This window comes from Pelagerythrobacter sp., from assembly GCF_041912895.1.
GTDB lineage: Bacteria > Pseudomonadota > Alphaproteobacteria > Sphingomonadales > Sphingomonadaceae > Pelagerythrobacter.
This window is the reverse complement of record NZ_JAYSGI010000004.1, coordinates 211,234-224,192: the sequence shown is the minus strand read 5'-3', so window position 1 is coordinate 224,192 and position 12,959 is coordinate 211,234. Positions and strand designations below refer to the sequence as shown.

General features: G+C 69.6%; 10 protein-coding genes. 5 read left to right on the top strand and 5 right to left on the bottom strand.

The window, feature by feature from the left end:
- Positions 1 to 1,526: phosphoenolpyruvate carboxylase (locus ACE3QC_RS13045; RefSeq protein WP_374408915.1), on the top strand; the 1,526-nt coding region annotated here is incomplete at its 5' end.
- Positions 1,527 to 1,677: 151 nt separating this feature from the next.
- Here the strand turns inward: ACE3QC_RS13045 and ACE3QC_RS13040 are convergent.
- Positions 1,678 to 2,691: a LacI family DNA-binding transcriptional regulator gene (locus ACE3QC_RS13040; RefSeq protein WP_374408913.1), complete on the bottom strand. Its 1,014-nt coding sequence runs from the start codon at positions 2,689 to 2,691 to the stop codon at positions 1,678 to 1,680.
- A gap of 129 nt (positions 2,692 to 2,820) precedes the next feature.
- Here ACE3QC_RS13040 and zwf point away from each other — a divergent pair, with 129 nt between their 5' ends.
- The 4 genes from zwf (at position 2,821) to ACE3QC_RS13020 (ending at position 7,652) form a co-directional block, all read left to right on the top strand.
- Positions 2,821 to 4,260 carry a glucose-6-phosphate dehydrogenase gene (gene zwf / locus ACE3QC_RS13035; RefSeq protein ID WP_374408911.1) on the top strand — a complete coding sequence of 480 codons (1,440 nt, stop codon included), beginning with the start codon at positions 2,821 to 2,823 and terminating at the stop codon, positions 4,258 to 4,260.
- Between the two features lie 177 nt (positions 4,261 to 4,437).
- Positions 4,438 to 6,246, top strand: coding sequence for a phosphogluconate dehydratase (edd, locus tag ACE3QC_RS13030; RefSeq protein WP_374408909.1), 1,809 nt, complete (start codon positions 4,438 to 4,440; stop codon positions 6,244 to 6,246).
- Between the two features lies 1 nt (position 6,247).
- A complete protein-coding gene (gene eda, locus ACE3QC_RS13025; RefSeq protein ID WP_374408907.1) occupies positions 6,248 to 6,862 on the top strand; it encodes a bifunctional 4-hydroxy-2-oxoglutarate aldolase/2-dehydro-3-deoxy-phosphogluconate aldolase in 615 nt (204 codons plus the stop codon).
- An 82-nt stretch (positions 6,863 to 6,944) separates the two neighbouring features.
- Positions 6,945 to 7,652 (top strand): L,D-transpeptidase family protein, encoded by a 708-nt coding sequence (locus tag ACE3QC_RS13020; RefSeq protein WP_374408905.1) that lies wholly within the window; start codon positions 6,945 to 6,947, stop codon positions 7,650 to 7,652.
- Between the two features lie 4 nt (positions 7,653 to 7,656).
- Here the strand turns inward: ACE3QC_RS13020 and tilS are convergent, their stop codons facing one another.
- The 4 genes from tilS to ptsP all read right to left on the bottom strand — a co-directional run bounded on the left by tilS (position 7,657) and on the right by ptsP (position 12,945).
- Positions 7,657 to 8,538: a tRNA lysidine(34) synthetase TilS gene (gene tilS / locus ACE3QC_RS13015; protein ID WP_374408904.1), complete on the bottom strand. Its 882-nt coding sequence runs from the start codon at positions 8,536 to 8,538 to the stop codon at positions 7,657 to 7,659.
- An 88-nt stretch (positions 8,539 to 8,626) separates the two neighbouring features.
- Positions 8,627 to 9,556, bottom strand: coding sequence for a tol-pal system YbgF family protein (locus ACE3QC_RS13010; RefSeq protein WP_374408902.1), 930 nt, complete (start codon positions 9,554 to 9,556; stop codon positions 8,627 to 8,629).
- Positions 9,557 to 9,709: 153 nt separating this feature from the next.
- Positions 9,710 to 10,540, bottom strand: a complete 831-nt coding sequence (locus ACE3QC_RS13005) for a helix-turn-helix domain-containing protein (protein WP_374408900.1) — start codon at positions 10,538 to 10,540, stop codon at positions 9,710 to 9,712.
- Positions 10,541 to 10,674: 134 nt separating this feature from the next.
- Positions 10,675 to 12,945: a phosphoenolpyruvate--protein phosphotransferase gene (gene ptsP, locus ACE3QC_RS13000; protein WP_374408898.1), complete on the bottom strand. Its 2,271-nt coding sequence runs from the start codon at positions 12,943 to 12,945 to the stop codon at positions 10,675 to 10,677.
- Between the last annotated feature and the right edge of the window lie 14 nt (positions 12,946 to 12,959).

The following is a 12,959-nucleotide window of genomic DNA, read 5'->3' as shown; positions in this document are numbered from 1 at the left end:
CCACCGTGCTCGCCGCGCTCTATTTCGCGCGCCTGTTCGGGATCGAGGACAAGGTCGACGTCTCGCCGCTGTTCGAGACCGAGACCGCGCTGGAGCACGGGGGCCGCTTCCTCGACGCGCTGCTGGCCGAGGACATCTACCGCGATTACGCGAAGGCGCGCGGCCGGGTGTGCATCCAGACCGGCTTTTCCGACGCGGGGCGCTTCGTCGGCCAGATCCCCGCCAGCCTCGCGATCGAGCGGCTGCAGGGCCGGTTGGCGGAAGCGATGGCGGCGAACGGGCTGACCGATGTCGCCGCGCTGATCTTCGACACGCACGGCGAAGGCATGGGCCGCGGCGCGCATCCGGGCGGGTTCGCCGACCGGCTCGAATGGCCGCTCTCCCCCTGGGCGCGGCGCCGGTTCGCGCGCGCCGGCATCCGGCTGGAGCCTGAGGTGAGCTTCCAGGGCGGCGACGGCTACCTGTTCTTCGCCAATCCCGAACTGGCGCTCGCCACGCTCACCCGTATCGCCGAACTGCGCCCGTCCGAAACCGACGCCGGGGCGCCCGCCGATCCGTTCTACCGCCGCACCGACCTCAGCCTCGATTTCTACCGCGCGATCCGCGATCACCAGCACGAGCATCTGGAAAGCAAGACCTACAGCCGCGCCGTCACCGCGTTCGGCCTCGGCCTGCTGAACGCCACCGGCAGCCGCGTGGCGCGCCGCCAGTCGGACCTCAACGCCGACCGCGAGATGAGCCTGCGGCAGATCCGCGCGATCCCGCACAACGCGATCCTCCAGCAACTCGGCTATCCGGTGAACGTGATCGCCGGGCTCGGCAGCGCGGCGGACAGCAACCGTGAGGAAATCGCCGAACTGCTGGGCGAAAGCGCGCGCGGGCGGCAGATCGTGCGGCTGGTGCGCGCGTCGAACGCCCTCGCCAGCATCAAGACCGTCGCGGCCTATGGTGAACTCTACAACTCGGCCTATTGGGCCAGCCGGACCTATCGCGGGACCGAGGGGCACCTTGCCGAAGCCTGCGCCGCGCTGGCCGAATATCTGGTGAAGGACGACCGCGCGGGCGTGTTCCGCCGCCTCGCCTCGCGCCTCAGGATCGACGCGCTCAAGCTACACAGGCTGCTCGGCCTGCTGCCCGACGAAGCGCCGATGGCGGGTCGGGAAGACGTGCGCCGCCGGATCGGCGTGCTCCAGGCGCTGCGGCTCGCGCTGCTCCAGCACATGTTCCTGCGCGCGGTGGCGGTGCCCGCGTTCAGCCGCGCGAACGACATCAGCCGCGGCGACGTGATCGAGATGGTGCTGACGCTGCGGGTGGACGAGGCGCTGGCGCAACTGCGCCGCGCGTTCCCCACGCGCTTCCCCGCGCCGTCGGACTACGTGCTCGACGAGCCTTCGGACTACCCCGATCACGGCGCGGGCGGTTACGCCACGATCGAGAACGCCTTCATCGCTCCGATCGAACGCGCCCATGCGCTGAGCCTGCGCATCTCCACCGCGATCGCCAACGAATTCGGCGCGCACGGGTAACCCTCGATCCTCCCCATCGACTTGCGATGGGGAGGTGGCAGCGAGCGCGCCAGCGCGCGATGACGGAGGGGCGAAGTAATACGATACCCCTCCACCCCGAGCCGCTTCGCGTCTCGCGGTCCCCCTCCCCATCGCCAGACGATGGGGAGGATCAGGAACGGGCCGTGCTGCCTCGTGCGGTCAGCGACACCGGCACGCGGCGCGGTGCATCGTCGCCGTTGGCGAACAGGGCATCGACCAGCAGCGAACCGGCCGCCGCCGGGTCCGGGGCGATGGTGGTGAGCGAAGGCTGCGCGAAACGGGCCGCGGGCAGGTCGTCGAAGCCGATCAGGCCGATCTCGCGCGGCACCGCCACGTCACGGCGCGCCAGTTCTTCGAGCGCGCCCAGTGCCATCGCATCGCAGGCGGCGAACACCGCGTCGGCCTGCCCGCCCCGCTCCAGCCAGCCGGCCATCGCTATGCGCCCTTCCTCCTCGCGCGTGGCGCCGTCCTGCGTGACGACGAGGCTCGGCGTCAGCCCGGCGGCGCGCATCCCCTCGCAATATCCTTCGTAGCGTTCGGCGAACTGGTGCTGCGGCGAATCGATCGCGCCGAGGAAGCACGGCGCGCGGTAGCCCTGCGCAAGCAGGTGCTCGACCGCCATGCGCCCGGCGGCGACGTTGTCCGAGCGGACCCATTCGAGATCGTCGAACGGCCCGCCCCAATAGACCACGCGCCGCCCTTCGCGCTCCAGCCCGCGGAAATAGTCCCACGCCGCGCGGTTGGTGGTGGTGCCGATCACCACCAACCCGTCCGCCCAGCCGCGTTCCTCGTAATGGCCGAAGAAATTCTCGTCGCCCGCCTGGAAGGATACCAGCGTTTCGAAGCCGCGCTCCGACGCGGCGAGGCAGACGCTGCCGAGCAGCATGTAGGAGAAGGGGTTGATGTCCGCCGCGGTCTGGCCCGGCCGGCAGATCACCACGACCGCCAGCGTACCGGTCGATCCGCGCCGCAGCCGCGCGGCGCGCTCGTCGACGAAGTAGCCGATTTCCTCCGCCGCGCGCAGCACGCGGGCGCGGGTCGCCTCGGTAATGACTTCGGAGCCCGCCAATGCGCGCGAGACGGTGGACTGGCTGACGCCCGCCCGCTCCGCCACGTCGATCGAGGTCGGCCGCCGTTTGCTCATCGCGCCCCTATCGGCAAGAGCGCGGAAAAGCGCAACCCGGCGAAGGCACGAAGCTGAATATGTATGCGGCGCACTGGCACCGCGCCGCGCGCATGCCTAGACAGGTAAGATGAGCGAGAGGCGCGCAGCATGAGTTTCACTGCGGACCGGCTGGTCCTGTTCGGCGCAACGGGCGACCTGGCGCAGCGGATGCTGCTGCCTTCGCTGTGCGCCCTCGACCACGACGACTTGCTCGCAGATGATCTGAAGATCGTCGGCACCGCGCGGTCGGACATGAGCGATGCCGAATTCCGCAACTTCGCGCGCGAGGCGCTGGAGAAGTTCCTGCCCGCCGGGCGGCGCGGCGGGATGGCCGATTTCCTCAACCGACTGACCTACCAGCCGCTCGATGCGACCACGCTGGAAGGGTACGAGGAACTGGCGGCCAAGGTCGGCTCGCCGAAGCGCGGCACCGCGATCTTCCTCTCGACCGCGCCCAGCCTGTTCGAGCCGACGATCCGGGGGCTTCAGCACGCCGGGCTGGACGGGCCGAACGTGCGCATGTGCCTCGAGAAGCCGCTCGGCACCGATCTCGCGACGAGCTGCGAGATCAACGACGCGGTCGCCGCGGCCTTCCCGGAAGAGCGGATCTTCCGCATCGACCACTACCTCGGCAAGGAAACGGTGCAGAACCTGCTGGCGCTGCGTTTCGCCAACATCCTGTTCGAACCGCTGTGGAACGCGGCGCATATCGACCACGTGCAGATCACCGTGGCCGAAACCGTCGGGCTGGAAGGGCGCGTGGCGTTTTACGACGATGCCGGGGCGCTGCGCGACATGGTGCAGAACCACATGCTCCAGCTGCTCGCGCTGGTGGCGATGGAACCGCCTGGCAACTTCGACGCGACCGCCGTGCGCGACGAAAAAGTTAAGGTGCTGCGCGCCTTGCGCCAGGTGGCCGAGGGCGAGACGGTGACCGGCCAGTACCGCGCGGGCGCGATCAAGGGCAAGTCGGTCCCCGGCTACGACGAGGAACTCGGCAAGGATTCGGGCACGGAAACCTTCGTCGCGATCAAGGCGCATGTCGACAACTGGCGCTGGAAGGGCGTGCCGTTCTACCTGCGCACCGGCAAGCGCCTGCCCGAGCGGACGACCGAGATCGTGGTCCACTTCCGCCCGATCCCGCATTCGATCTTCGAGGACAAGGGCGCGCGGGTCCACGCGAACAAGCTCGTCATCGGCATCCAGCCCGAAGAGAACATCACCCTCTCGCTGATGACCAAGGTGCCGGGATTGGACCGCGAGGGCATCCGGTTGCGCTCGGTGCCGCTCGACATCGCGATGCCGCACGCCTTTTCGGGCGCGGTGCGGCGGATCGCTTACGAACGCCTGCTGCTCGACCTGATGGAAGGCGACCAGACGCTGTTCGTCCGCCGCGACGAGGTGGAGGCACAGTGGGACTGGATCGACGCCATCCGCGCCGGATGGGACGAGCAGGCGCTGGAGCCGCGCACCTACGCCTCGGGCACCTGGGGCCCGAGCGCCGCGATCGCGCTGGCGGAGCGCGACGGGGTGACCTGGCATGAGTGATTGTCGGATCACGCGGAGACGCGGAGGCGCGGAGGAAGTGCGCTCCCCGCTCCCCTTGTCATCCCCGCGAACGCGGGGATCCAGGGTCCGCCGTTCCTCCATGGATTCCCGCGTTCGCGGGAATGACAGAAAGGATAGGGACGCCCCCGCGCACCCAAGCAACCGAAAGGAGGCCGCATGACCCTCCACGACACCGTCCACCGCGTCACGCAGCGCGTGATCGCCAATTCGCGCGACAGCCGCGCCGACTATCTCGAACTGATGGCGCGCGAGGCGGACAACCGCCCCGATCGCGGGCAGGTCTCGTGCTCCAATCTCGCGCACGCCTACGCCGGCGCGCTGGAGGATCAGGAGGCGCTGAAGGCCGATCGCGGGCCGAACATCGGCATCGTCACCAGCTACAACGACATGCTCAGCGCGCACCAGCCCTACGGCCGCTATCCCGAGCGGTTGAAGATCTACGCGCGCGAGGTGGGCGCCACGGCGCAGGTCGCGGGCGCGACCCCGGCGATGTGCGACGGGGTGACGCAGGGCGAGACGGGCATGGAACTCAGCCTGTTCAGCCGCGACGTGATCGCGCTCTCCACCGGCGTCGCGCTCTCCCATGCGATGTACGACGGGGTGCTGACGCTGGGCATCTGCGACAAGATCGTGCCCGGCCTGCTGATCGGCGCGCTGCGCTTCGGCCACCTGCCGTGCATTTTCGTCCCCTCCGGCCCGATGCCGAGCGGGATCGCCAACAAGGAAAAGCAGCGCGTCCGCCAGCTCTATGCCGAAGGCAAGGTCGGGCGCGACGAACTGCTCGAAAGCGAGCTCGGCAGCTATCACTCGCCGGGCACCTGCACGTTCTACGGCACCGCCAATTCCAACCAGATGATGATGGAGATGATGGGGCTGCACATTCCGGGCAGCGCCTTCGTCCAGCCGGGCACCAAGCTGCGCCAGGCGCTCGACCGCGAGGCGGTGCACCGCGTCGCGGCGATCGGGCAGGACGGCGAGGACTACCGCCCGCTCGCGCGCTGCGTCGACGAGAAGGCGATCGTCAACGCCGCGATCGGCCTGCTCGCGACCGGCGGATCGACCAACCACGCGATCCACATTCCGGCGATGGCGCGCGCGGGCGGCATCGCGTTCGACTGGGACGACCTGTCCGAACTGTCGACCGCCGTGCCGCTGCTCGCGCACGTCTATCCCAACGGATCGGGCGACGTGAACGCGTTCCACGCGGCGGGCGGCATGGGCTACGTCATCGGCGAACTGCTCGAAGCCGGGTTGGCGCATCGCGACCTGCTGACGGTGAGCACGGGCGACCTGTCGGGCTATTCGCTCGAGGCGGGGCTCGACGGCGACACGCTGGCGTGGCGCGATCCCGGCCCCAGCGGCGATACCGAAATGCTGCGCCCGGCCGCCGAGCCATTCCAGCCCGATGGTGGGATGCGGCTGGTGCAGGGCAACTTGGGCCGGGCGTGCTTCAAGTCCTCCGCGGTGGAGCGGGAGCGCTGGACGATCGAGGCGCCGTGCCGCGTCTTCCAGACGCAAAAGGAGGTTGCCGAGGCGTTCAAGGCGGGCGAGCTCGACCGCGATGTCGTGGTCGTGGTGCGCTTTCAAGGCCCGCGCGCCAACGGCATGCCTGAACTGCACAAGCTGACCCCGCCGCTGGGCGTGTTGCAGGACCGCGGCTACCGCGTCGCGCTCGTCACCGACGGGCGCATGTCGGGCGCGAGCGGCAAGGTGCCGTCGGCGATCCACTGCACGCCCGAGGCGCTGGGCGGTGGGCCGCTCGCCAGGCTGCGCGACGGCGACGTGGTGCGCCTGTGTGCCGCCACCGGCGAGCTTTCGACCGATGCCGACCTCGACGCGCGCGATCCCGCGCCCGACCCGTCGCCCGACATGGGCACAGGGCGCGAGCTGTTCGCCATGTTCCGTAATTTCGCCGACGGCGCCGAACGCGGCGGCTCGGCCATGCTCGCCAGTGCAGGACTTTGACATGACCGATATCGCCACCCTGATGAAGACCGCGCCGGTGATCCCGGTGATCGTGATCGACGACGTGGCCCATGCCGCGCCGCTGGCCGAGGCGCTGGTCGCGGGCGGGTTGCCGGTGCTCGAGGTCACGCTGCGCACGCCCGCCGCGCTCGACGCGATCGCCGCGATGAAGCGCGTGCCCGGCGCGATCGTCGGCGCGGGCACGGTGACCAATCCGCACGAGCTCGACCAAGCGCTGGCGGCAGGCAGCGAATTCATCGTCTCGCCCGGCCTCACCGAGCCGCTCGCGCGCGCGGCGATGGAGCGCGGCGCGCCGTTTTTGCCCGGTATCGCCAGCGCGGGCGACGTGATGCGCGGGCTCGACCTCGGCCTCACGCATTTCAAGTTCTTCCCCGCGATGGCGGCGGGCGGACTGCCCGCGCTGAAGGCGCTCGCCGCACCGTTCGGCCAGTGCCGCTTCTGCCCGACCGGCGGGATCGGGCCGGACAACGCCGCCGAATGGCTGGCGTTCGATCCGGTGCTGTGCGTCGGCGGGAGCTGGGTGGCGCCGCGCGGCGCGCCCGATGGTGCGGAGGTCGAGCGGCTGGCGCGCGCGGCGGCGGCGCTCGCGCGTTAACTTTTGCCCGGTCCGCGTCCCCCAGCGGGACGCTTGAACCGCGGGGCTGGTGGTTAACGGGGCGGCGGCGCATAGTCGCCGCATGGACCCGATGCTCAAATGGATCGGCGGCGCGACCGCCGCACTCGTTCTCCTCTTCGGCGGCGCTGCTCTGGCGAGCGGCATGATGGAGCGACCGGAGACCGCGACCGTCGCGGCCGACAAGGCTCCGTCGCTCGAACAAGCGATCCCGGTGGATGCGGCGGCCATCGCAACGGTGGCGGAGAACGGTCCGGCCCAGGTTCCGGTGGAAACGCCGCAGCCGGTTGCAGCCGCCGCGGCTAGCGACACCTTGGTCATCAAGCGCATCCTGCCGATCGAGGGCCCGATCAAGTACGGCGAGTGGCATTGGGACGACGAGGGCGTGCCCCCCGGCCCGCTGGTCATCACCGTGGACCTCGATGCGCGCGTGATCTCGGTGTTCCGCAATGGCTACGAGATCGGCGCGGCGGCCGCGATGCTCGGCACCGATGCCCATCCCACTCCGACCGGCACCTTCCCGATTATCAGCAAGGAACGCCACAACGTCTCGGAGAAATACGGCAACGCGCCGATGCCGTGGACGCTGCGACTGACGCATGACGGGATCGCGATCCACGGGGGTTCGCAAGTCGAAAACGGCTATGCCAGCCACGGCTGCATCGCCATCCCCGACGAACTCGCCAGCCGCCTGTTCGCGGTGGCGAAGAAGGGCGACAGGGTCGTCATCACCCGCGGCGAGACACTGGCGATGGGCGATACGATTATCTGACCGCCTACCCCTGAGCTGCACTCCTCGGCGGTTCGGGCACGATCAGCCAGCCGCCCTCGGCGCAGCGCGCGGCGGCGCCGCCGCAGTTGCCGGACGCGCCCCGCATCAATGCATCGTCGAGCGCGGCCACCGCGCTCCCACGCGGAGCGCCGCCCAACAGGCCGATCGCGCGGGCGAGCACGCGCAGGCGCACCGCGCGCGGGGCTTGGGGGCGATAAAGATAGCCCCTACGCGACTTATCCTTCCGCTCTTCCACCCGCTCCGCCCACTCGCGCTCGGCCGCCCAGCGCAGCGCGTCGTCGGCATCGGCCAGATGGTCCGCGCTGCGTGACAGCGCCAGCGGGTCCAGCCAGTCCGCATCGGCGAGCGCGCGGCGGATGCGGACACGGTCGAAGCGTTCGTCGCGATTGGAGGGATCGTGTGCCGGTTCCAGCCCGGCAGCCTGCACCACCGCGGCCAGTTCGGCGCGCCGCCAGCCGAGCAGCGGACGCAGCAGCGGCAGGTCACCGCCCGGAACCCGCGTCGTCGCACGCACGCCGGCGAGGCCCGAGACTCCGCTCCCCCGGTTGAGCCGCATCACGAGGGTTTCCGCCTGATCGTCGGCATGGTGCGCGGTCGCCAGCGCGTCGAGCCCGCGCCCAAGCGCCCACGACTCCAGCGCGGCGTAGCGCGCCTGCCGGGCGGCATCCTGCACATTGCCGCGCGCGAGTTCGACGCGCAGCGTATCGTGATGGATGCCGAGCCGGGCGCAGACTTGCCCCACCATCGCCACTTCGCTGGCGCTTTCGGGGCGCAACCCGTGATCGACCGTCGCCGCTGCGATCGCGCCGGGCATCGCCGCGTGGGCGAGCAGCAACAACGCCAGACTGTCGGGCCCGCCCGACACCGCGACCCCGAGCCGCGCGGCCCCATCGGGCGCGACGCGGGCGAGGTCGGCGCGGAAGCGCTCTACGAGGGTCGGATCGATCGCCGCGTCAATTGCAGGTCACCTTGCCCCGGTTCGCCTCGTACTGGCTCGACAGCCGGCCCGACGCGATCGCCGGGTAGGTGTCGGCGAATTCGGCCAGCGCGATGCAGGCGCGGCTGGTGTCTTGCGAAGCGATCATCGCCTCGGCGAGATAGAGGAGACTGTCGGGCGCGCGCGCGCCCTGCTTGTCCGACTGGTAATTGCGCAGGAACCACGGCGCGGCCTCGGCCGGCTTGCCCCCGTCGAGATAGGCGCGGCCGAGCAGGTTGCGCCCGTAGGTCGCGCGCCAGTGATTGGGATACTTCTCCACGAACAGCGCGAGCTGCTGTTGCGCCTCGGGGTAATAGCCCGCTTCCCACAGCCGGAAGCCGTAGGAATATTCATCGTCCGCGGCATCGTCGGTCTGCGGCTTGGCGATCGCCTGCACCGCGGCAAGGCGTTGTGCGCTCGGCCCGGTCGCCGCGGGCGGCGGCGGAGGCGGCGGCGGTGTGGAGGCGCCACCGGTCATCGCCGAGAGATTGCCCTGCGAAGCACTGGGCGCAGCGTCGATGCTGGGCGCCGGCGCGGTGCGCGTCACCTCCAGCGCGGAGAGCCGCGTTTCCATCTCGTTCAGTGAGTTGGCGTTGCTCTCGGTCTGCGCGGTGAGCGACTGGATCTGCGATTCGAGCGCATCGAGCCGCGCGAGGATGTCGGTGACCGCCGTGGACGTCGGTGCGGCGGCTGTCGGCTGCGCGGGTGCGGTGCCCGAAATCTCGGGCTGGAAGAACCGCCCGTTGCTGCCCGGGAACACGCTGCGCTGGAGCGCGCGCACTTCCGCCTCGATCTTGCGCAGGCGCGCTTCCGCGTTGCCGTCCTGCGCCAGCGCCGGGGCCGACGTCGCGCCGACCGATACGATGGCCAACGCACCGAAGAATGCACGGGTCGTGCGGTTGATCATGGTTAACGCGCTCCTGTCCTTAAACCCCCGACATTCAGCCACCAAGCGCCCGAACGGCCGCTGAATGAGGGCGATTCCTGCCGCATGCGCGGCGCAGTGTCGAGGGTTTTGCAATGGTAAATCGTGGGAAAGTCGGTCCGGCTTACCCGCCGATCAGGGCTGACCGGCCTCCGCCGGGCCTGCACTTCCCTCTCCGGCCTGCGCTGTCTCGCGCTCCAGCAGCGCTTCCGCCGTCACCGGCACATCGCGCACGATCTCGTCCACTTCGGACAGTTTCGGCACGCTGCGCCCGCCCACGGTGATCGCCAGCGCATAGGGGCGGCCGGTCCAGATTTGCGGGCCTTCGGCATCGGCGGGGACGGTGTAGGTCTCGCCTTGCGCCATCTGCTTCTGCATCAGCTGCTCGCCGTTGGCGTCGTAGAACTTGACCCAAGTGTCGGGCTGCAAGGCGGTGAACACGACCGGGCCCGACGGGGCGGGCGCGGTTGCCGGAGCCACCGCTGCCGCCTGCTGCGGTGCCTGCGCCTTTTCGGGAGCCTTGAGCGGACCGGGGCCCGCACCGGGATAGAAGTAGTCCTTGAAATAGGCGAACCCGCCGGCGACGAGCAGGATCGCGGCGAAGGCGCTGAACCAGGCGAGCCCGCGGGTCGGCACGCGTGCCGGATCGCCCGGCTCGAAGCTGCTGGTGCGGACCGCTTCGCGCGTTTCGGACATGCCGAGCTCTTCGCGCACCTCCCGCGCGATCTCGCGCTGATCCAGCCCGACCGCCTTGGCATACGTGCGCGAGAAGCCGATCGCGTAGGTCCGCGCCGGCAGGGCCGCAAAATCGCCCTGCTCGATCACTTCGAGATGGCGCAGCGGAATGCGCGTGTCCGCCGCGAGCTGATCGAGCGAAAGCCCCGCCTGCTCGCGTGCACGGCGCAAGCGCTGGCCCGCCCCATCCAGCGGCAGTTCCCCTGGATTTTCGTTTGTTTCGTCCGACATGCCGTCCCTAAGCGTACCCGAGTATCGCGGCGTGTTCACCTTTAGCGCGAACAAGGGAGCATGCGCTACCCTGTCAAGCCGACCTTTTTCACCGGCGCGCGGTTTGCGACGGGGCGGGCCTCACGCACGGCGGATCAATCGAGGTCGATGCCGTGCCCGACCGCCCATTCGGTCATCGCCGCGCGCATGTCGGGCGGCGGGGTGGCGAGCCACCCCTGCATCGCCTTCTCCAGCTCGCGCAAGTCGACCTGGCGAACCAGTTCCTTGATCGGCCCAACAGAAACCGGCGTGATCGAAAGGCGCCGGAAGCCGAGGCCGAGCAGTGCAAGGGCCTCCAGTCGCCGCCCGCCCATCTCGCCGCACACCCCGAGATCGACCCCGCTGCCCACCGTCGCCTGCGAAATGCGACGAAGGAAACGCAGGATCGCCGGGCTCAGCCAGTCGTAACGCTCGGCGAGCTTGGGATTGGCGCGATCGGCGGCGAACAGGAACTGCGTGAGATCGTTGGTCCCGATCGAGAGAAACGAGACGCGCGGCAGAAACAGGTCGAGCACTTCGGCGAGCGCAGGCACTTCGAGCATGGCGCCATAGCGAATCGCTTCGGGCAGGAGCTTCTTGCGCCGGCGAAGATAGGCGAGCTGGCCGTCGAACACCGCTTTGGCCGCGTCGAATTCCCACGGCTCGCTCACCATCGGGAACATGACGTAGAGCGAGCGCCCGGCCGCCGCCTCGAGCAGCGCGCGCGCCTGCGCCTTGAGGAGCCCTTCACGCTCCAGCGCGACGCGCAGCGCGCGCCAGCCCATCGCCGGGTTCTCGTCGTGCTCGAACTCGGTCTCGCGCAAGTAAGGCAGCGCCTTGTCACCGCCGATGTCGACGGTGCGGAAGACCACCGGCTTGTCGCCCGCGGCATCTAACACGTCGCGATAGAGGCGGAACTGGCGCTCGCGCTGCGGCAGCGTGGCCGAAACGAGGAACTGGAATTCGGTGCGGAACAGGCCGATCCCGTCGGCGCCGACCAGCGCGAGCGACGAGATGTCGTCGCGCAGCCCGGCGTTCATCATCACCTCGATCCGCGTGCCGCAGCGGGTGAACGGTTCGACGGCGCGCAGTTCGGCGTAGATCGCCTGGCGCTCGCGCGACTTGGCGAAGCGCGTGTCGAACGCCTCTATCACCTGCTGCGCCGGGCGGGCCACGGCATTGCCGTTGTCGGCATCGAGCAGGACGAAATCGCCTTCCTGCACCACCCCGCGCAGGCCGCGAACCCGCCCGAGCACCGGCACGCCCATCGCCCGCGCCACGATCACCACGTGCGCGGTGAGCGAGCCTTCCTCGAGGATCACGCCCTTCAGACGCCGGCGATCGTATTCGAGCAGCTCGGCCGGGCCGAGGTTCTTCGCGATCAGGATCGCGTCGCCGCGCAGCCCCTGCGTCGCGGCGGTGCCGAGCTGGCCGGAGACGATCCGCAGCAGTCGGTTGGAGAGATCCTCCAGATCGTGCATCCGATCCTGCAGCAGCGGATCGTCGATCTCGCGCATGCGCATGCGGGTGCGTTGCTGGACACGCTCGATCGCCGCTTCGGCGGTGAGGCCGGCGTCGATCGCCTCGTTGATGCGCCGGCTCCACCCTTCGTCGTAGGCGAACATCTTGTAGGTCGCGAGGACCTCCTCGTGCTCGCCCCCGACGCCGAATTCGGCGCGGTCGGCCAGGTTGTCGATCTGGTCGCGCATCCGGTCGAACGCGCGATAGACCCGCTGGCGCTCGACCTCGATATCCTCGGCCATGACCTGGTCGATGGTGATGCGCGGCTGATGATAGACCGCGGTGCCGCTGGCCAGCCCCTTGACCAGTTGCAGGCCGGTGATCGTGGCCGGCCCGGTATCGACCGGGACGAGGCCGCGCGCCTCCTCCTCGTCGATCAGCTCGTTGTTGGTGATGAGCTCGGACAAGACCATGGCGGTGGTCTGCAGCGCCTCGATCTCGATATCCTCGTAGCGGCGCGGATCGACGTGCTGCACGCACAGCGCACCCACCGCGCGCTCGCGATAGACGATCGGCACGCCCGCGAAAGAGTGGAACTTCTCCTCGCCCGTCTCGGGCCGGTACTGGAAGTCGGGGTGCGCCTTGGCCTCGGCGAGATTCAGCGTCTCGACGTTTTCCGCCAGCGTGCCGACCAGCCCTTCGCCCACCGCCATGCGGGTGACATGGACCGCCTCGGCATTCAGCCCGTGCGTCGCGAACAGCTCGAGCATGCCCTCGCGCAGGAGGTAGATCGAGCAGACCTCGCTATCGAGGCACTCCGCGATGATATCGACCACCTGGTCGAGCTTGCCCTGCGCATGGAGGCGCGAGGCCATGACCTCGTGCAGGCGGGTCAGGATCTGGCGGGCTGCTGCGGCGGCGCTCATGCGAGCGGCCTATA